The 20,646-nt window shown below is 40.0% G+C and carries 17 protein-coding genes, 1 other RNA gene and 1 pseudogene; 8 read left to right on the top strand and 11 right to left on the bottom strand.

What is annotated here, in order from left to right; all coding sequences use genetic code 11:
* The first annotated feature begins 84 nt into the window (after positions 1 to 84).
* Together SR187_RS01945 and tnpA are read left to right on the top strand one after the other, a co-directional pair.
* Positions 85 to 567, top strand: a complete 483-nt coding sequence (locus SR187_RS01945; RefSeq protein ID WP_024532784.1) for an S-ribosylhomocysteine lyase — start codon at positions 85 to 87, stop codon at positions 565 to 567.
* A gap of 385 nt (positions 568 to 952) precedes the next feature.
* Positions 953 to 1,414, top strand: a pseudogene (gene tnpA / locus SR187_RS01940) (IS200/IS605 family transposase).
* 280 nt (positions 1,415 to 1,694) lie between these two features.
* Here the strand turns inward: tnpA and SR187_RS01935 are convergent.
* The 5 genes from SR187_RS01935 to SR187_RS01915 all read right to left on the bottom strand — a co-directional run bounded on the left by SR187_RS01935 (position 1,695) and on the right by SR187_RS01915 (position 5,668).
* A complete protein-coding gene (locus SR187_RS01935; protein WP_231996443.1) occupies positions 1,695 to 3,125 on the bottom strand; it encodes a cell division site-positioning protein MapZ family protein in 1,431 nt (476 codons plus the stop codon).
* 10 nt (positions 3,126 to 3,135) lie between these two features.
* Positions 3,136 to 4,302: a THUMP domain-containing class I SAM-dependent RNA methyltransferase gene (locus tag SR187_RS01930; RefSeq protein WP_120171345.1), complete on the bottom strand. Its 1,167-nt coding sequence runs from the start codon at positions 4,300 to 4,302 to the stop codon at positions 3,136 to 3,138.
* Between the two features lie 53 nt (positions 4,303 to 4,355).
* Positions 4,356 to 4,719, bottom strand: an RNA gene (rnpB, locus tag SR187_RS01925) — RNase P RNA component class B.
* Positions 4,720 to 4,734: 15 nt separating this feature from the next.
* Complete coding sequence (gene gpsB, locus SR187_RS01920; protein WP_024532787.1) at positions 4,735 to 5,064, bottom strand: cell division regulator GpsB; 330 nt, start codon at positions 5,062 to 5,064, stop codon at positions 4,735 to 4,737.
* Between the two features lie 70 nt (positions 5,065 to 5,134).
* Entirely contained in the window at positions 5,135 to 5,668 is a 534-nt protein-coding gene (locus SR187_RS01915; protein WP_032537921.1) for an SLOG family protein, read from the bottom strand.
* A gap of 72 nt (positions 5,669 to 5,740) precedes the next feature.
* Here SR187_RS01915 and recU point away from each other — a divergent pair, with 72 nt between their 5' ends.
* Genes recU through rsmG form a run of 3 tightly spaced genes read left to right on the top strand, consistent with a single transcriptional unit; the run spans position 5,741 to position 9,282 of the window.
* Positions 5,741 to 6,358, top strand: a complete 618-nt coding sequence (recU, locus tag SR187_RS01910) for a Holliday junction resolvase RecU (protein WP_024532789.1) — start codon at positions 5,741 to 5,743, stop codon at positions 6,356 to 6,358.
* On the top strand, positions 6,339 to 8,510 hold the full coding sequence (pbp1a, locus tag SR187_RS01905; RefSeq protein ID WP_024532790.1) for a penicillin-binding protein PBP1A: 2,172 nt from the start codon (positions 6,339 to 6,341) through the stop codon (positions 8,508 to 8,510). Before recU ends, pbp1a begins: the two co-directional genes overlap by 20 nt.
* Positions 8,511 to 8,568: 58 nt before the next feature.
* Positions 8,569 to 9,282: a 16S rRNA (guanine(527)-N(7))-methyltransferase RsmG gene (gene rsmG / locus SR187_RS01900; protein ID WP_120171344.1), complete on the top strand. Its 714-nt coding sequence runs from the start codon at positions 8,569 to 8,571 to the stop codon at positions 9,280 to 9,282.
* Positions 9,283 to 9,344: 62 nt separating this feature from the next.
* Here rsmG and trhO read toward each other — a convergent pair whose 3' ends face one another.
* Positions 9,345 to 10,325, bottom strand: a complete 981-nt coding sequence (trhO, locus tag SR187_RS01895; RefSeq protein ID WP_024532792.1) for an oxygen-dependent tRNA uridine(34) hydroxylase TrhO — start codon at positions 10,323 to 10,325, stop codon at positions 9,345 to 9,347.
* A 466-nt stretch (positions 10,326 to 10,791) separates the two neighbouring features.
* On the bottom strand, positions 10,792 to 11,508 hold the full coding sequence (locus SR187_RS01890) for a YebC/PmpR family DNA-binding transcriptional regulator (protein ID WP_120171343.1): 717 nt from the start codon (positions 11,506 to 11,508) through the stop codon (positions 10,792 to 10,794).
* 163 nt (positions 11,509 to 11,671) lie between these two features.
* Here SR187_RS01890 and SR187_RS01885 point away from each other — a divergent pair, with 163 nt between their 5' ends.
* Together SR187_RS01885 and SR187_RS01880 are read left to right on the top strand one after the other, a co-directional pair.
* Positions 11,672 to 11,983, top strand: a complete 312-nt coding sequence (locus tag SR187_RS01885; protein WP_024532794.1) for a PadR family transcriptional regulator — start codon at positions 11,672 to 11,674, stop codon at positions 11,981 to 11,983.
* Positions 11,984 to 11,993: 10 nt separating this feature from the next.
* A complete protein-coding gene (locus tag SR187_RS01880; RefSeq protein ID WP_120171342.1) occupies positions 11,994 to 12,617 on the top strand; it encodes a DUF2812 domain-containing protein in 624 nt (207 codons plus the stop codon).
* A gap of 103 nt (positions 12,618 to 12,720) precedes the next feature.
* On the opposite strand, the gene SR187_RS01875 is transcribed toward SR187_RS01880, so the two are convergent.
* Together SR187_RS01875 and SR187_RS01870 are read right to left on the bottom strand one after the other, a co-directional pair.
* The gene (locus tag SR187_RS01875; RefSeq protein ID WP_120171341.1) at positions 12,721 to 14,889 is read right to left on the bottom strand and encodes a PTS transporter subunit IIBC; all 2,169 of its coding nucleotides are present in this window, start codon (positions 14,887 to 14,889) and stop codon (positions 12,721 to 12,723) included.
* 34 nt (positions 14,890 to 14,923) lie between these two features.
* Complete coding sequence (locus tag SR187_RS01870) at positions 14,924 to 15,715, bottom strand: endonuclease/exonuclease/phosphatase family protein (RefSeq protein WP_024532797.1); 792 nt, start codon at positions 15,713 to 15,715, stop codon at positions 14,924 to 14,926.
* A 210-nt stretch (positions 15,716 to 15,925) separates the two neighbouring features.
* Between SR187_RS01870 and SR187_RS01865 the strand changes: the two genes are divergently transcribed.
* Positions 15,926 to 16,633, top strand: coding sequence for a UTRA domain-containing protein (locus SR187_RS01865; protein ID WP_024532798.1), 708 nt, complete (start codon positions 15,926 to 15,928; stop codon positions 16,631 to 16,633).
* Between the two features lie 75 nt (positions 16,634 to 16,708).
* Here SR187_RS01865 and glgP read toward each other — a convergent pair whose 3' ends face one another.
* Entirely contained in the window at positions 16,709 to 18,973 is a 2,265-nt protein-coding gene (gene glgP, locus SR187_RS01860; RefSeq protein ID WP_120171340.1) for a glycogen/starch/alpha-glucan family phosphorylase, read from the bottom strand.
* Positions 18,966 to 20,474 (bottom strand): 4-alpha-glucanotransferase, encoded by a 1,509-nt coding sequence (malQ, locus tag SR187_RS01855; RefSeq protein ID WP_120171339.1) that lies wholly within the window; start codon positions 20,472 to 20,474, stop codon positions 18,966 to 18,968. The genes glgP and malQ overlap by 8 nt, the downstream gene beginning before the upstream one ends.
* Between the last annotated feature and the right edge of the window lie 172 nt (positions 20,475 to 20,646).

Genomic DNA, 20,646 nt, shown 5'->3' with positions numbered 1-20,646 from the left:
TCATTTTACCATATTTGAAATGATTTCTCAATTCCAAATTGACAAATATGATATAATAAGTTCATCACAATATTGGAGGAAGCTATGAAAAAAGAAGTCACTGTGGAAAGTTTTGAACTGGACCACACCAGTGTTAAAGCCCCGTATGTTCGCCTGATTTCCGAGGAAATGGGACCAAAAGGAGACACTATCACGAACTTTGATATTCGTCTCATTCAACCTAATGAAAATGCTATGGATACTGCTGGTTTACATACTATTGAACACCTATTAGCCAAACTCATTCGCCAGCGCACTGATGGGCTAATTGATTGTTCTCCATTCGGTTGTCGAACAGGCTTTCACATGATTATGTGGGGAAAACAAGATTCTCGTGACATTGCTCAAGCTATTAAATCAAGTTTAGAAGAAATCGCAGAAGGTATCACTTGGGAAGATGTCCCCGGAACAACTATCGAATCATGCGGAAATTACAAAGACCATAGTCTTCATTCAGCCAAAGAATGGGCAAAATTGATTTTAGCTCAGGGAATTTCGACAGATGCTTTTGAAAGAAAACCAATTTAGTTTTAAAGAATAGCATCATGCAAGACAAAAAGCGGCTCTTACCACTTCAGGTTAAAGAGAAAGTTCATTTTGGTCAAAGTCTTCAATCTTTTTCTTTACAGCCAACAGCAAAAACTCCCAGAAACGTCGAAATAATAGCGTTTCTAAAAGCTGGAAGATGAACAACATTATCGTAGGTTTCCCAAAGTTATATTTAAGGATTTGTCTACGTTCTGAAGCGGCAAGAGCCGTTTTTTTATTTTATGTGATTTTAGTCCGTTTCACTCCGTAGGTGCGAAACAATAAACCACCGCTATGCGGGTGTGCATTGGATGTTATACAAAAAATCTCCAAACGCGTCACAATAAAGGAGTTCAAGCCAATTGTAAAGCAAAAGGAGAAAAATATGGCACAAAAGACACATAGTTTATCGCACACAAAGTGGAGTTGTAAACATTACATTATGTTCACCCCAAGTATAGATGAAAAATCATTTATAATCAATATCGAAGTAGCTTAGGTGAGATATTCCACAGACTATGTAGTTACAAGAGAGTTGATGTCATAGAAGGTCATCTCATGCCCGACCACGTACACATGTTGGTAAGTATTCTGCCAAGAATTAGTGTTTCAAGTCTCATGGGATATCTAAAGAGTAAGAATGCTCTTATGATGTTCAATAAACACACCAATCTCAAGTACAAATTTGGCGATCACCATTTTTAGGCAGAAGGGTACTACGTAAGCCCGGTAGGACTTAACGAAGCCACTATCAAAAATACATTCAAGAACAGAAAAAAATGACATTGCACTCGACAAGCTGAGTGTGAAAGAGTATAAAGATCCCCTTAGGGATAATGGTAAGTAATGTGAATACCTCTTTAAGAGGTTTGTGACAACTCAAGAGCGATAAGGCTTGAACAAAGTGAAAGAGTCTGGGACAAAAAGATTTTCATTTTTGAAAATCTTAATTATCAAGACCTTTAGATCGATAATTGAAGAAAAAAACGAACAAAACTAGTTTTCTGACAATCAGAATCTTGGCTTGTTCGCTTTTTATATATGAGATTGGACGATTGTCCCAAGCTCTGGTAATATGGGCTTATAGCCCTTGTTCAAACCATCTACTTGACAGGTGGTTATGATTCTCAATAGTCTAATGCATCTGAGTAACCCGCACCATTTCCTACAAAGTAGCCTGTCTTGCAGTTGATAGAAAACAGGTAAGTACCGTCAGGTTTGAACATATTGTAGTAACCATTGCCATTGATAATATTGACTTTTTCTAAGATATACTGATGACCAGTGATGTAGCCACGCTGCTGTGAAATAGCAAGGATATTTTCAAGTATTCCTGAGCCAAATACCCAAGCATCGTTGGCTGCATCATCAATCAAGGCCTGATTGTAGGGTACACGACTGCGATCACGCTGCAAGGCTACACCTGCCGGAGTTGGAATGCCAAAATGTGATACCGTACCTGCCGCAGCTACCGCAGAGTTCTCCGCTACACTGGTTCCGCCTGTTGTCGCTGGAACACTTGTAGATTCTCCTGTATTGACGCTTTGACTACTTGCTACCGTAGCTGAAGCTTTTTCCAGCTGTGAACGCCCAAAATTCACAACCGAGGTCAATAAACTATCTACTGAACTAATTCCTGTCGTTGTCGCAGAAAAGTTAGCTCCAGCTTTAGCAGTAGCCGTCGTATCAATTTCACCGTTCACAATCACTTCTTTATCAAACTGAGTATTGATAGCTTGAATAGCAGCAATTGCTTTTTCAAGACGATCATACTGCTCCTTTGCTTTTTTGTAGCTATCAGAATTTTTATCTATTTTGTCCAATAAAGTCTTTAATTCTGCGAGCTTACCAAATTCTGAGTTCTTTAATTTTGCAAGACTGCTATCTGTAAAGAAGCTCTTATAGAGTTGCTCAAAAGCTGTTCTATTAGTGTCTGAGGAACTTGATACACTTGATGAAGTCTGACTGGTGCTAGTTGAGCTGGTTGATGTGCCAGTCGTTGTTAATTTATTTACAGAGTTCATCCACATAAAAGCAGTAGCTACTACACCCACAAATAGAAGACTTGCCGCAGACCAGAAGTAAACTTTTTTCTTGCGTTCTTCCTCTGCCGTCTCCTCCTGTTCCCAAGAAACCTCTTCTTCTAGTTCTCCATCAGAAGAATCCGAAAAAGTGGTTAATTCGTCCATTGCAACTACACTAGCAACTACTGTTTCCTCCAAAGTTTCCAATGATGCCTCGGAAAGCTCTTCTACAACCGGATTGACTTCCTCATTTGCAGAAACGAGTTCCTCAGTCAACTCTTCAGAAAGACTTGATTCTTCATCCGCCATTGTCTCAATCAAAGGTAAATGGTTGGCCTTGGTTTCAAACTTTTGCGATTCAATCTCTTCACGGTGCTGCTTGATATAACGGTCTAAAAGACTATCATCTTCTGTTACACCAGCTTCAATTTCCTTATGTTTTTTGACTGCCTCTCCGATCGTCAAATCTTTTGCTACTTCAAAATCTAAAACTTTTTCCTCATCCAAAGGAAGTTGCTTTTTACTTTCTGCCACAATAGTCCTCCTATGCTTGTACTTCTGGTGTTTGACGCTTGACACGTTGTCCAAAGAATTGATAAAGATCGACTCTCAAGGTACCGTTATATAATTTCCGTTTCTTATCAGCTTGGCATCCAAAGCGAGTCTCAAACTGTTCGTCACTTGTTAGGATAAACTTGGACCAGGTCTTAAGTGGTTCAAATGTTTGTCCCATTTCTCGATATAAAGCAACGATCGCTTCATCATCCAACAAACGCTCCCCGTAAGGGGGATTAGAAACAATAACACCATTTATCTTATCTGTTCGCAAATCTTGAACCCGCATCTGTTTGAAGACAATATCTTGATCAACTCCTGCTGCAAGAGCATTTTTCTTAGCAATCTCAATCATGCGAGCATCAATATCAGATCCAGCAATATCCAACACCAAGTCCGTCTTAATCATGGTCTGTGCTTCTTTTCGTAACTCTGCTACCAACTGGGAATCAACCCACGGCCATTCTTCAAAAGCAAAGCTGCGCTGCAATCCGGGGGCAATATTTTTTGCCAACATGGCTGCCTCAATGCAAAAAGTTCCTGAACCACAAGTGGGATCAATAAACGGTTTGTCAGGATACCAGTTAGACAGTTGCAAAATTGCTGCTGCCATGTTTTCTTTAATCGGAGCTCCGCCTTTTTCCACTCGGTAGCCGCGTTTGAACAAACTTGAACCTGTCGTATCCATCATGACCGTTGCTACATCCTTTAAAATAGATACTTCTATCCTAAACTCTGCACCAACTTCTTGCAAAGGGACACCTTCTGGACGCGAAAAATGCTTCTGCAATTTCCTAACAACAGCCTTCTTAGAAATGGCTTGCACACTGGGTTCATTGTGTAAGGCAGACTTGACACATTTAGCCTTTGATATGGGAAATTTACAGCCTAGCGGCAAGTAATGCTCCCAATCTAGCCCAAAGACCCCTTGAAACAATTCTTCAAAGGTTTTTGCTGGAAATTGCCCGACAACAATTTTAACTCTATCAGCCGAACGCAACCAAAGATTGGTCTCGATGATAGATTTTACATCTCCTACAAATCGAACACGTCCATTTTCCACCTGACAATCATAACCAAGGTTACGAATCTCACGACCAACAACTGCTTCTAAACCAGCAGCCGCTGTCGCAATCAATTCAAATTGTTTTTTCATTTTTTTCCTCTACAATAAAAGCTAGCAGAGCTAGCCACCTATTCTATGCAATTTTCTATAAGCCATGTTTTGTTCCGGTGATACTAGGTTCTACCACCTTCGATAATCATCTGTCTACTGCATTGCAGTCAGGATTTCTGTTCGATTCCATCCATCCCATGCCCCGACCAAAGTTTGGGTTGCTAGCTTGAGGGGTTTACCGCGTTCCATTTTTTACGTTTCCATAAAAACTTCGTCACTGTGGCACTTTCAGACCTACTTTGGCATATCCAAAGGACGTAGCCATTTTAGCCGCCGTAACGTCAAAGACGTCCCTAGGCTTATTTGTTCGCCTAGCACAAACACTACCGGCATCACAGCCAGTGCTAGCATGGACTTTCCTCATGATAGCATGCTACCACGCGATTATCCAAAAATTGCACATTATTTCTCTTAGTCCTGAACGATTTGTTTTCCGAATACTTCTTTCTCCAAACGATTGAGGCGACGGAGAATATCAAAATTTGTTGCTGAAGATTGACGTTCTGTGCGGAGTACATCATTAGATTCTTCAGTAGGAAGAGCCGCCTTAGAAGCGTTAGCCACCTGTGCTTTCAAACGAGCAATTTCACCTTTTAACTCCTTGATAATCGCTTCGTAAGCATCATAGTCCTTCATGATGTCATCAAGAAAATCATTAACCTCATCTGAGTCATATCCACGAAAACCAATTTTAAAATCTTGCTCTAAAATATCTTTTGTCGTAAATTTAATACTTGCCATTTTTCTCTCCCTAATCTAAAACGTCACTACTCCTATTATATTAAAAAATATAGGGAAAAATCAAGTCAAATCACTCAGAATTTGAAAATTTTTCAGCAGCCTCATTCAGTTCTTCAAAGGTAAGCACTTTCTTATTATACCCTTCCTTTTTTAAGACCGCATGATATAAATATTTCAAATTTGTTTCATTTTCGGGGTCGTAAAATAGATAGATTCCCATTGTATTATCCAATAAAAACTGATTATAATCTCTGAATTGGCTAGGATTCTCATACCTTGGATAGGCAAATTTGACAAAATCAACTTGCTTAAACCGAATCAATTTCAACTGATTGGCATCATTCCACTGTTCTCCGTGGTTCTCTAACATAAATATCGTTGCGACATAAAAATCATAACCTTCCTCTTTTAATTCCTCCAAAACTTCTAAACACCAGTATTCAAATCCCAATTGACCTGTCAGGATAAACCAATTGGTCCCATCTTCCAAAAAACGAATGAAATCTCGTCGAATAACAGATTTAATAATCAGTAAACGAGTATCTTTTTCTGAAAAAATTCCTAAATCCATGTGTCTATAGCCTGTCACTAAAAGGCTCTTAATATCCATTTCTTGTACTCTTTTCGCTATTTGTGATATAATGTAGTGATATCTATTTTATCAAGAAGGAGTTCTATGGTCAATTACCCCCACAAGGTGTCAAAAAAAATCAATAGAACCAGTCCTATTTCATCCCAGCGAGTAAATTTTGCAAATCGCGGAATGTCTTTTGAAGCTGCTATCAACGATAGCAATCAATATTATCTAACGCATGGAATAGCTGTCATACACAAAAAACCAACTCCCGTGCAAATTGTAAAAGTTGACTATCCGAGACGGAGTCGGGCCAAGATTGTTGAGGCCTACTTTCGACAGGCTTCTACGACTGACTACTCTGGTGTTTTTAAAAAATGCTATATTGATTTTGAGGCAAAAGAGACACGCCAAAAAACAGCTATGCCCATGAAGAATTTCCATGCGCATCAGATTGAACACATGAAACAGGTTGTAAAACAAGGTGGCATTTGTTTTGTCCTTCTTCACTTTTCAACATTGAAAGAAACCTATCTCTTACCAGCCATTCACTTGATTGATTTTTATCAGGTAGATCTGGGTAGTAAATCAATGCCCTTAGCTTTTATCCGACAACATGGCTTTGAGATTCAAATGGGATACTCTCCTAGTATTCCTTATCTTGAAATCGTTGAAAAAAACTTATTAGGTGGTGACTCTTTTGAAAACTACAACAATTAAAAAAGCGCTTCTAATGACTGCTAACATCTTGCTTGCAGGAGCTATTATTGTCTGTCTAGCCGGAGCTGCCTTGGTTGTCTATTATATCCAAAGCGCTCCTCAACTGACAGAAGAAACTTTAACGGCAACTGCATCTAGTAAGATTTACGATAAAAATGGTAAACTGATTGCAGATTTGGGGTCTGAAAAACGTTCAAGTGCTAAGACCGAGGATATTCCAACAGATTTGGTAAATGCGATTGTTGCGATTGAGGACCAACGTTTCTTCAATCATAGGGGAATTGATGTCATCCGTATTGCCGGTTCACTCATCAACAACCTGAGAGGTAGGCCTCTTCAGGGTGGTTCCACTCTTGACCAGCAGTTCATTAAATTGACCTATTTCTCGACATCTGTAGAAGATCAAAATCTAAAACGAAAAATCCAAGAAGCCTGGTTAGCGATGCAATTAGAGCGTCGCAATACCAAACAAGAAATTTTGACCTATTATATCAATAAGGTTTATATGTCAAACAGTAACTATGGTATGAGAACCGCTTCTTTGGCTTTTTACAGAAAAGAACTAAAAGATTTGACTCTCCCTCAACTGGCCCTCCTTGCAGGAATGCCTCAGGCACCAAACCAATATGATCCCTACACCAACCCAGCAGATGCTAAGGCACGTCGCGATTTGGTGTTGAAAAAAATGCTAGAAGAAAAATATATTGATAGCGCAAGGTATGAGCAAGCCGTCCTAACACCTATAACAGAAGGATTACAACCGTTACTGAATACTACTGCCTATCCAGCTTATATGGATAATTATCTCAAGCAAGTCGTTGAAGAGGTTGAAAGCAAGACCGGCTATAATCTACTCACAACAGGTATGGATGTCTACACCAATGTTGACCCCGAGGCTCAACAGAGACTATGGAATATCTACAATACAGATACCTATGTCAACTATCCAGATGACCTTATGCAGGTTGCCTCAACTGTGGTGGACGTATCAAATGGTAAAGTTGTTGCACAATTAGGGGGACGAAAACAAGAAAGCAATGTTTCATTTGGTCTCAATCAGGCTGTTGAAACTAATCGTGACTTTGGTTCAACCATGAAACCAATCACGGACTATGCCCCCGCCTTTGAAAATGGCATATATACTTCGACTGCTGATTCAATACTAGATGGTCCTTATAACTATCCATCATCCACAATTCCTGTAAACAACTGGGACAAGAGGTATTTTGGTAACATCTCGATAAAAACTGCCATACAATATTCTCGAAATGTCCCAGCTGTAAAAGCGCTGGAAGCTACTGGTTTGGAAAACGCCTTGAAATTCCTCAATAGTATCGGAATCGATTATCCAGAAATTCATTACTCCAACGCAATCTCAAGTAACACTTCAGATACTAGCAGAAAATATGGTGTGAGTAGCGAAAAAATGGCCGCTGCCTACGCAGCATTTGCGAATGGAGGCACGTACTATGCCCCTCAATATGTCAACAAAATTGTCTTTAGTGATGGAACAGTAACTGAGTATGCTCCTAAGGGAACTCGAGTCATGACCAAAGAAACAGCTTACATGATGACAGATATGATGAAGGCTGTCCTCTCTTATGGTTACGGTCTCAACGCTTCTGTCAGCGGTGTTCCTATGGCTGGTAAAACGGGTACTTCAAACTATACAGATAGCGAAACAGATACTATCTTAGCTAATACTCCAGAAGCTAGAAATAGTTACATGGTTGTTCCAGATGAAAACTTTGTAGGCTACTCTAGTCAGTATGCTATGGCTGTCTGGACTGGCTACACCAATCGCATGACACCTATCCTCGATCGTGGTATGCGAATTGCAACAGATGTCTATCACAACATGATGCTCTTCATGCATTCTGATTATACTGCAGCAGATTGGGAAGTCCCTAGCGGCTTAGTACGTTATGGAGCGAATTACTACCTTAGAGGTAGCCAATCTCTTTACAATGCCTACAATACATACACTACCCCAAGCACAAGTTCTTCCAGCTCAACAGAAACGACTGAAGAAAACGGCACAACCAATTCTAGCGATTCTACTGCTGGAACCTCAACCGAAACAGCTAGTGCCTCAAATGATACAACAACCACTGATAACAATCCCCCAGCCGAACAAATCAATGGTCAATAATGAAATTCCCAGACTCTTCTGGGTTTTTCTTTTTTCAAAATTATGATAAGATAAAACCATGAAACCTGAAACATTTTACAAAATTTTGGCAGAACAAGGCCTCCAATTGACCGAACAACAGAAGAACCAATTTCACCGCTACTTCCAACTTCTAGTGGAATGGAATGACAAAATCAATCTGACAGCTATCACCGAAGAACATGAGGTCTATCTCAAACATTTTTATGATTCTATCGCCCCCATCCTTCAAGACCACATTCCAAACAAGCCCTTGCGTCTCTTAGATATTGGAGCTGGGGCAGGATTTCCTAGCTTACCCATGAAAATTCTCTATCCCCAACTGGATGTAACGATCATTGACTCCCTCAATAAGCGAATCAACTTCTTACATTTGCTGGCTGAAGAGTTGGGCTTGAAGAATGTTCATTTTCATCATGGGCGTGCGGAGGATTTTGCACAGAACAAGGAATTCCGTGCCCAATTTGACCTTGTTACAGCACGAGCAGTTGCTCGCATGCAGATTCTATCTGAGTTAACCATCCCATACTTAAAGCTCAACGGTAAACTCATTGCCCTAAAGGCTTCAAGTGCCGAAGATGAACTGGCACAGGCTCAAAATGCTTTGAATCTCCTCTTTGCAAAAGTTGTTGAAAACCATGACTACTGTTTACCAAATGGTGACCCGCGAACATTAACCATTGTCGAAAAGAAAAAGGAAACTCCTAATAAGTTTCCACGCAAGGCTGGTATTCCCAACAAGAGACCACTATAAAACGAGTTTCATTACGGAAACTCGTTTTTATCTTCTCATGAAAACTCTAGCAGTCTTCTACTTTACGCCATGACAGGCAATGCTTCGCCAATCTCAGACAAGCGCTCTAGCCAGTCTTCACGGGTCAAGTTGTTTTCAATGATATAGCGGTTGCGCTCATGGGCACGACATTTTGCAGAACAACCACGCACATATTTGTTCTCATTTTCTTCCGAAGTCAAAATACGACGGTTACAGAAGGGGTTTCCACAGTTGACATAGCGCTCGCAAGGCGTACCGTCAAACCAGTCTTTCCCGACAATAACTGGGTCAACATGATTGATGTCAACGGCAATGCGTTCGTCAAAGACATACATCTTACCATCCCATAACTCACCGCGAACCTCTGGATCTTTCCCATAGGTCGCAATACCGCCATGAAGCTGACCAACATCCTTGTAGCCCTCACGCACCATCCAGCCAGAAAACTTCTCACAGCGGACACCACCGGTACAATAAACGACTACGCGCTTGTCCATGAACTTCTCCTTGTTGTCACGAACCCACTGTGGTAACTCGCGGAAATTGCGGATGTCTGGGCGAATGGCTCCACGGAAGTGACCAAGATCGTACTCATAGTCATTACGGGTGTCGAGTACGACTGTGTTTTCATCAAGTAGAGCTTCCTTAAATTCTTTTGGTGATAGGTAGGCACCTGTTGTCACAAGTGGGTCAATATCATCGTCAAAGTCATTGTCTTCAAGACCCAAGTGAACAATTTCCTTCTTGTAACGAACAAACATTTTCTTAAAGGCCTGCTCATTTTCTTCATCAATTTTGAACCATAGATCACTGAACAATGGATTAGCATGTACATAGTCCATGTATTTTTGTGTCGTTTCATAGTCACCAGAAACGGTACCGTTAATCCCTTCGTCTGCAATCAAAATACGTCCTTTCAATCCGATGGATTTACAAAAGGCCAGATGCTCAGCCGCATAAGCTTCTGCATTTTCAATGGGAACATATTTGTAGTAAAGCAATACACGAATGTCTTTTGACATAATTTCTCCTTCTCAATCTTTACAATAGATGATAAAACTCTGTCATTTCTAATAAACGAGTCTCTAAAATTATATCGTTTGCCTCTCTAAAAAACAAAAATCTGAACTGGAATTTTCATTCTTCCAGCTTAAATTTGTAACTTTGTAATGTTTTTAGGCAATTATCCTATCAGTTTAGTTGTCTCTCTATCGCCTATCTCAATAGCAATGACTCCCCTGTCAGTTTTCTATTACCAACTTTCCAAGAAGAACCTATATATAAGGTAAATCATCTGTGATGATCCAGATTGAGGAAAAAATCTATTTTGAACAATGTCTTTAATTTTGATCTCAAAAAAACTCTTAGAATGCTGCTACATCAACATTTCTAAGAGAATTTATCGATATTAAGAGACTGTTTTTAAGCATTTATAGAGTTTAGTTTACACCCTAACAGTTCCCATTTCCAACCTTCTAGGATGCTGTCCTAGAAGCCATCTACATTTGTATAGATTTTTTGTACGTCTTCATCATCTTCGAGGGCGTCGTAGAGCTTCTCAAAAGTTGTGAGATCATCTCCTTCAAGGATTACTTCTGACTGTGGAATCATTTCGAGTTCAGTTACATTAAACTCTTCAACGCCCGATTCTTTGAGGGCTACGATTGCTTTGTGAAGGTCTGTTGGAGCTGTGTAAACAGTGATTGCGCCACCTTCTGCTTCCACATCATCTACTTCTACATCTGCTTCCAAAAGCAATTCAAAAATAGCATCTGCATCATCTCCAGCAAAAACAACAACCCCCTTATTATCAAACAAATAAGATACCGAACCAGATGCTCCCATGTTTCCACCATTTTTACCAAAAGCAGAACGAACATTGGCTGCAGTACGGTTAACATTTGATGTCAGCGTATCCACAATCAACATAGAACCGTTTGGTCCAAAGCCTTCGTACCGACCTTCTACGAATGTTTCATCTGTATTTCCTTTTGCCTTGTCAATAGCCTTATCAATGATGTGTTTTGGAACCTGTGCTTGCTTAGCACGATCAATAACAAACTTCAGAGCTGAGTTTGTTTCTGGATCGGGGTCACCCTTTTTCGCTGCTACATAGATTTCAACACCAAACTTGGCGTAAACTTTTGAGTTAGCACCGTCTTTGGCAGTTTTTTTGGCTACAATATTGGCCCATTTACGTCCCATGGGGAACCTCCTACATTTTATAAAATCGCCTTATTATACCATAAATGAAGTGGATTGAGAAGATTTTTCAGTTCATTTCACTATACAGTTGACATGTATAGTTTCACAATATATAATATAAAGTGCAACTATATAGTTTGACTATCTATTTGAGAGGGATCAAATGAAACGAAATAAACACCTTCCACTAACTGAAACGACTTACTACATTTTATTAGCTCTTGCAGAACCTGCTCATGGCTATCTTATCATGCAGAAGGTAGAGGAAATGAGCAACGGAGATGTTAAAATTGCTGCCGGAACCATGTACGGAGCGATTGAAAATTTAGTGAAACTGAAATGGATTTGTTCTGTTCCAACTTCTGATAAACGAAGAAAGGTCTATCAAATCACACCAGCAGGTCGAGAAATAGTTAGACTGGAAACCGAGCGAATCCGAAAGCTCAGTCATCTTGCACAAACATTTGATTTTTAAGGAGAACCACATGAAAAAACGCAAATTATTCACAAGTTTACAAGACGAAGAAAATTGGATTAATATGATTCAATCCCAAGGATACCAGTTAACGAAGGTCAATCCCTTACTTGCGACTTATCATTTTGAGAAATGTACAGCAGCCCCCAAGCCAGTACGCCTTGATTTTCGTGAGCAAATTTTAAAAGAAGAATACCCCAATTACCTATCTCTCTTTAGTGATTATGGCTGGGAACCGATCCAAGGTAGTAAACGAAATGGAGTCCATTATTTTCAAAAAATGAATGCAACTTCAGACACAAACATTTTCTCAGATAAGGAATCGAAAAAAGCATTCTACCTGCGCTATCAAAAATTTGCCTATTGTTATTTTTTTATCTTTCTTTCTCTATATTTTACCCTCTCTTCAGCGCAATCGCAATATAAATATAATCTCTGGCAACCAAAAACGTGGTACCTAACACCAGGACTTTGGGAGCGAGAAGGTACTGCCTTTTGGTTTGGCTTCCTATTTGAAACCCCATTTGCTATCTTCAGAAGCGGTATTATTCCCTTGTTTTTACTTGCTTGGTCTATTTATTTCCTATGCATTGCTGAAAAAGTAAAAAGGGAAATAAAAAACTTAGGGGAGTAAGCAGGGTATCCTACACCTGAATCCTCAAAATAAAAAGATTGAAAAGTTATGACGACAATTCATCTTTTCAATCTTTTTTATATATTCCATTTTTCATGGATGCCTACAACTCCACCCTGGCAACTTGGCTTTCTTTACTTACTTGACCAAGGTTTTCAAGGTCAACAGATTTGATTTCTGCTGTGTTTGTAAAAGCAACAATAATAGTTGTTTCACGTTCCGCTGAACGGATAGCATCTAAGTCTGCTACAAGGAGTAGGTCTCCAGCTTCAACGCGTTGACCATCTGTCACCTTGGCAGAGAATGGTACACCATTAAGAGCTACTGTGTCTAAGCCAACGTGAATTAAAACTTCCACACCCTTGTCAGATAGAATACCAACCGCATGTTTAGTTGGGAATACGCTCGTCACAATACCTGAAACTGGTGCGTAAACATTGCCGTTTGCCGGTTCTACTGCATAGCCATCTCCCATCATCTTTTGTGAGAAGACTGGATCTTTTACTTCTGTGATAGCAATAGCTTGACCTGCCGCAACTGAAAAGATCGTTTCTGTCACACCTTTGAATTGAGTGTTGACTCCTGCTTCTTTACTAACAACTACCTCTGTACGAGGAATGGCTACACCTGATTCTAAGAGATCTTGAATATCTGATTTGAGGACATCTGCTTTTGGTCCGTAGACTGCTTGAACACCGGAATCTTTGATAATCAAGCCCATGGCACCTGCTTGTTTCCAAGCGTGTTCATCACTGACTTGTGCCACCTCCTTAACGCTGACACGAAGCCGAGTCATACAAGCATCTACATCCACAATATTATCACGACCACCAAGCAGATTGATGATGTGTACCACTTGAGAATTGGCATCTGCTGTATCGACATTTGAATGCGAAGCAATGTCTGTTGTCTCTGTATCATAGTTGCCATTACGGCCAGCCGTTGCCAGATTGAATTTTTTAATCATAAAGTTGGCAATGAAGTACATACCAATCGCAAAGAGAGCAGTCACCCAAATAAAGTTAACTACATCCATACCGATACCAGCTTTAATAGCCATCGGTGTACGAGTGAGAAATTCGATATTACCAAATGAGTGCATTCGCAAATTTACTAAATCTGCCATAGCAAAGGCAGCACCTTGTACCAAGGCATAAACAGCGTAGAGTGGCATAGCTGCAAACATGAACATAAATTCGATCGGCTCTGTCACACCTGTCAAAAATACCGCAAGTGCAGAAGAAAGGAACATCCCCTTATATTTTTTCTTCTTGTCTGCGTCCACATTGCGATACATCGCATAGGTCAAGCCCATGAGAATACCTGATGAACCGATCATTTGCCCAACCTTGAAACGTGCTGGGGTGATAGTGGAAAGAAGGTCATTGTACTGAGTCATGTCACCAGCATCTTTAAGGTTGATCAAATCTGTAATCCAAGCCAACCAGAGCGGGTCTTGTCCAAATACCTGTGTTCCTGCTTGAGCACCTGTCAGGATGTCATAGGTACCTCCCAATGAAGTATAATTCATCGGAATCGTTAACATGTGGTGAAGACCAAATGGCAAAAGCAAACGTTCCAAAGTTCCGTACACAAAAGGAGCCAAAACAGGGGCTGTTTCCTGTGAAGAAGCAATCCATTTCCCAAAGCTATTGATGCCGGTTTGGATAACCGGCCAAAAAATTGCCAAACCAAGAGCAACCAAAATGGAGCGATAGATGACAACGAATGGTACAAAGCGTTTCCCGTTAAAGAAAGTCAATACATCTGGTAGTTTGCGGTAGTTGTAATATTTGTTATAGGTCGTTGCACCAACAAAACCTGCAATAATCCCCACAAAAACACCCATATTGAGAGCCGGTTGCCCCAAGATATTTACAAAATAACCAGAAACAGGGATTTGTGTACCAAATACTGTACTAACTGTTGCTGTTGCATCCGTCAACATATCTGTTTTCACACCGAAGAAATGACCAGTAATCAAATTGATAAGAACGAAGGCAAGGCCTGCCGAGAAGGCTCCTCCTGCCTTTTCTTTCGCCCAGCTACCACCGATTGCTAGAGCAAAGAGCAAATGAAGATTACCTATGATCCCCCAACCGATCTGAGCAACAATATTCCCGATACGAATCAAAAGCTCTGATTCCGGACTCATCAAAGGAATCGAGTTACCGATAGAAACCATCAGACCTGCCGCAGGCATAACTGCAATCACGACCATCAAGCACTTTCCAAATTTTTGCCAAAATTCGAAACTAAGAAATTTTTTCATATTTCCTCCTTTATTTTTTCGGCTTTAAGCCATTTTATAGACTGAGTTCAACTTCCACACCAAAATGGTCTGAAATGATAGGATGGTTATCTCCATTGAAGATAGCACGACTGGTTAAAACGTCCATTTTTTGATTCAAAAAGATGTAGTCCAAACGTTTGGCTTGACTGTGGGTAGCCCATCCATCAATCGCTTTTTCCACCGTCACGCCACTATCCTTTTTTAGGGCTAGATCGTACGTATCATAGAGACCAAGTTCCTTAATTGCTTCATAAACTGCCTGTTCAGAAAAGGCATCTGTATTAAAATCACCCATCAGGATTTTTAGACGATGGTCCCCCGTTCGCTCAACAATCGTTCGAACATTGTCCAGTTGGTTTTCCTTCTTATTTCCTGGTAAATTTATGTGGCAAGAATAACAGTCAATTAGCTGATTTTGATAAGAAACAGTCAATCCCATAATCTTCCGAGATAAGATCGAATCGATGGATTTGTTCTGACTACAATAAAATGGATCTACTTCATAAACAGGTAAACGCGTTAAAAATGCTATTCCTTCTTCGTACCTGTCGTAACCAATATGGGAATGACTCCAATAATAGGAGTAGCTAGACTCCCCTTTGTTTCGCAATTTTTCTAATAAAACCAGCCCATAGTTATCCGTTCGCAGGTCTCTCGTTACCAAGTCGCTGGCGATTAACTGATTTACTTCCTGAAGAGCAATAAGATCATAGCCCTTTTCAACTATAGTTTCCGCTAGAATATCCAGCTTCTCATCCTGTCTTTCTTCCAACCAGGCATGGACATTCACTGTGAGCAATTTCATAACTTTTAAAGTCTCCTCCTTCCCTATTAAAATACGTAACCGTTTTCTTTACAAGGATAGTATACCGTAACCGTTTGCATTAGTCAATATCTTTTACGTAATATCTTTAACTTTTACGTAAAAGTTGGGTTGTTAAAATAAATATACTGGCTAGTTTTCCCTTTTCAAGCATATTTATGGTACACTAGTGATAAGGAAGATGGAAAAATAATGAGCAAGTATAAAAAAGTTTATCAAGATATTAAACAAAAAATTCAAGACCAGATTTGGCCAGCGGGGCAAACCTTACCAACTGAGAATGAGTTGATGGACATCTACACCTATTCCAAGGACACCATCCGAAAAGCCCTATCTCTCCTCGAAATGGATGGCTACATTCAAAAGCGGCAAGGCAAGTCTTCTATTGTGATGGAACATGGTCTGATGAAGGAGCAGTACCTATCTGAAATCAAAACAGTTGGCGAACTAAATAAACAGTCTCAACACCAGATTCAAACTACATTGACCTCACTCTATATCGTTCAAGGCCAAGAAGACTTGATGGCAACCTTTGAAGTTGATGACAGGGTAGATTTCTATCGGATTAGTCGGATCCGAACTATTGATGGCGAACGCTTGGAGTATGAAATCTCTTACTTCGATCGTAGAATTGTTTCCTATCTCAGCAAGGAAATTGCTGAGAGTTCTATTTACCGCTACTTGGAAGAAGAACTAAAATTAACCATTTCTCATTCACGGCGAGAAATCTCCTTCCGCTTTGCAAATGAGGAAGAAAGACAGCTAATGGATTTGGGGAATTATGATATGGTCGTTGTTGTCACCAGTGTCACCTATCTTTCAAATGGACAACCCTTCCAATACGGAACCATCAGCTACCGGCCTGATAAAGTGAGCTTTGTATCAATGGCAAAGCGATAATACTCTTTGTTCATCAATATTTCTCTAACCAAAAAAGAATGTCTCCACAACAGGAAACATTCTTTTCTTTGTGCATTAGTTGCTATGCCAAATTTCGTCATTGTACTGCTGAATTGTACGGTCAGATGAGAAGAAACCTGCTTTAGCAATGTTGTGAACAACTTTTCTATTCCAAGATTCTTGATCTTCGTAATCTGCAAAGACTTGTTCTTTCACCTCTATGTACTCAGCCAGATCAATTAGGGTCATGAACCAGTCCTTAGAGATAAGTTCATGGTGAAGACGGCCAAGACGCTCGTCATTCCCAAGAGCTTTCACTTCATCACTAACGATAAAGTCAACTGCACGTTTAATATTAGCATCACCATTATAGTAATCAGCTGAAACGTAGCCTGCTTTATCGTAAAGATCAATGATGGTATCAGAATCCTTACCAAATGTGTAAATATTTTCACTACCTGCAAGTTCTGCAATCTCAACATTGGCACCGTCCATCGTGCCAAGTGTCAGTGCACCATTTAACATGAACTTCATGTTCCCTGTACCTGATGCCTCTTTAGAAGCTAGAGAAATTTGCTCAGAAATATCTGTCGCAGGAATCAATTTTTCAGCAACCGTTACATTGTAGTTTTCTACTAAGTGAACGTTGAGATATTGATTGACCTCTGGATTGTTGTTAATCAACTCTGACAAGCATAGAATCAAGTGGATAATATCTTGGGCAATGATGTAGGCAGGAGCCGCCTTACCACCAAAGATAACGGTAATTTTACGTTTTGGAAGATTTCCACTCTTAATTTCAAGATACTTGTGGATGACATATAAGGCGTTCATTTGCTGGCGCTTGTACTCGTGGAAACGTTTAATTTGCGTATCAATGATAGAATGTTCATCTAATTCGATACCCTTATTATCTTTAAGGTAACGTTTCAGTGCCAATTTGTTGTTAAATTTGATTTCGGCCAATTTAGCATGAACTTCTTTATCATCAGCAAAAGCAAGTAATTTTTCAAGCTTAGTAGCATCTGTCAGGTATTCGTCACCAATCAATTCTTTGATGCAATCCGCCAAATCTTGGTTTGCAAACTCCAACCAGCGACGGAAAGTGATACCGTTTGTTTTATTATTGAATTTCTCTGGATAGAGCTCATAGAAAACTTTCAATTCAGAAGTTTTAAGGATTTCTGTGTGAAGTGCAGCTACACCGTTCACTGAGTTAGAGAAGTGGATGTCCATGTGAGCCATGTGTACACGGCCTGATTCATCAATGATTTGGACTGCTGGGTCTTTAAGTTCTGCACGAATAAGGGCATCCAATTCTTTGATAATATCAACCAAATGTGGCACCACTTCTCCAAGAAACTCAAGTGGCCATTTTTCAAGTGCTTCTGCCAAGATAGTATGGTTAGTGTAACCAGTCATATTCTTGACAATCGCTACTGCTTCTGCAAATTCGATATCGTGTTTCTCTGTCAAAAGACGAATCAACTCAGGAATAACCATTGATGGGTGTGTATCGTTGATTTGTACGTAAGCATAATCAGGAAGATCATGTAGGTTTGAACCACGTTCAATCGCTTCATCAATCAATAACTGAGCAGCATTTGACACCATAAAGTATTGTTGGTAGATACGAAGCAATTCACCATTTTTATCCGAATCGTCTGGATACAAGAAAAGAGTCAAGTTTTCTTTGATAGCTGTCTTATCAAACGAAATACCATCTGTAATCAAGTGATAGTTGACAGATTCAATATCGAACAAGTTGAGGTAATTCTTCGTTTCCTTTTTGTAACCAAGAATGTCAAGACGATCCAATTTCGACTTCAAGGTAAAGTTTTTAAATGGAACATCATAACTAATATCCGTTGGAATCAACCAAGAATCATTTTCAATCCAGAAGTTTGGCTCTGCTTCTTGCTCATTTTTCTTGAAGACTTGGCGGAAAAGACCACAGTGGTAATTCAGACCAACACCTTCACCATTGATAGCAAGTGTTGACATGGAATCTACAAAACAGGATGCCAAACGTCCAAGACCACCGTTACCGAGTGATGGTTCTGGCTCAACGTCTTCAACTTGTGCCAATGACTTGCCAGCTGCCGCCAACTCTGCTTGGATGTCTTTATAAACACCTAGGTTAATCAAATTGTTTGATAAGAGCTTACCGATAAGGAACTCCGCAGAAATATAATAAACTTTACGTTTACCAGTATTTTTTGATTTAGCTGCTGCAGCTTCTTTCACGTAGTTCAATAACTGAAGATAGATTTCTTCGTTTGTTAAATCAGCTAATTTCTTTGAAGTATTGTTTTCAGCAAATGTTGTAAATTTAATCATGTTGTTCATTTCCTCGTTGATATAGGTTTGTCATTTTTGTCAAGAAATCCTTGTGTTCTTGTGTCAAGTCTTCCGTCTTCATCCGCCATTCCCAATTTCCGCCGATGGTTGATGGCATATTCATACGGCTGTCTTCATCCAAATCCAAGACATCTTGCATAGTTGCAATAGCTGTATCACTAACTGTCGCAAAAAGCATTCGAAGCATGGCTTGACTGACTTTCTCAATCGGCTTACGATTGCTGTAAGCATCTACGTACTCTTGTTGCTCGGGATCAAGATTATTGTACCAACCGTTGATGACTTCATTATCATGAGTCCCTGTATAGGCAACAGAATTTGGAATGCAGCGGTGCGGGGCATCAATACTTTTACCTGTCACATCAAAGAAACCAAATTCCAAGATTTTCATCCCCGGATAGCCACAGTCTGCTAGCAGCTTACGAGCTTTCGCATCAATATTTCCAAGATCCTCTGCAATAATTGGAAGGTCACCAAGGGTTTCTTTTACTGCCTTGAAAAGACTGTAGCCCGGACCTGGTTCCCATGTACCAACCTTAGCTACCTCAGCCTTGCCATCCACCTGCCAGAAGTCGGAGAAACCTTTAAAGTGATCGATTCGAAGGACATCATAGAGCTTGAAACTTTCATGAATGCGGTAGATCCACCAGTTATAGCCTGTTTTTTCATGTTCCGGCCAGTCATAAATTGGATTGCCCCACAACTGACCGTCCGCAGAGAAGTTGTCCGCTGGTACTCCTGCTACGTAGAGTGGCTTACGCTCACTATCTAATTTGAACAGTTGAGGTTTGGTCCAAACTTCCACACTGTCAGCAGAAACATAAATAGGCATATCTCCGATAATCTTAATGTGATTTTTGTTGGCATATTCTTTCAATTGTTTCCACTGGCTAAAGAAGAAGTACTGAGTAACTTTGTGATAATCAATTTGGTTTGCCAACTCCAAACGATACTTATCCAGAGCTTCCTCATTGCGAGCAACTACTTTCTTGTCTTCCCACTCTTGGAGAGCTTTATTTCCAAAGTACTCCTTGATAGCCATAAACTCAGCATAGTCTATCAGCCAAGAAGAGTTGGCCTTTTCAAATTCCAGAAAAGCCGCTTTTTTCTTATCATCTTGCAAAAATGCCTGTACTGCCTTTTCCAAAATTGGCCGACGCACTTGATAAATCAGAGCATAATCTACTTTTGCAGGATTATCTCCAAAATTCACATCTTGAAACTCTTCATTTGCCAACAAGCCATCTTCTACCAAGAGGTCGAAGTCGATCAAGTGAGTATTCCCTGCAATAGCAGAGAAAGATTGATAAGGTGAGTCTCCATAGCTAGTTGTTGTTAGGGGTAAAATCTGCCAGTAGGTTTGCTTGGTCTCTACCAAGAAATCTACAAAATCATAGGCAGACTGTCCAAAAGTACCAATACCAAACTTCCCAGGAAGTGAGGTAATATGCATCAAAATTCCACTGGTACGATTTGTCATAAAAACGTTTTCCTTTCTGTCGGTTACGAATATAGTTTAGCGCAAACGTTTGCACTTGTCAAGGATTTTACTAAAAAAGTTTTGAATGCCCTAAAAAAACTGTTTCAGCATGAACTGGTAACAAGTAGAAAAAGAAAATTCGGATGACATCACCCGAATTTTTTATCTGACT

The organism is Streptococcus ruminantium, assembly GCF_003609975.1.
Lineage (GTDB): Bacteria > Bacillota > Bacilli > Lactobacillales > Streptococcaceae > Streptococcus > Streptococcus ruminantium.
The sequence above is the reverse complement of the archived record's forward strand: the minus strand, read 5'-3'. Positions and strand labels throughout refer to the sequence as shown.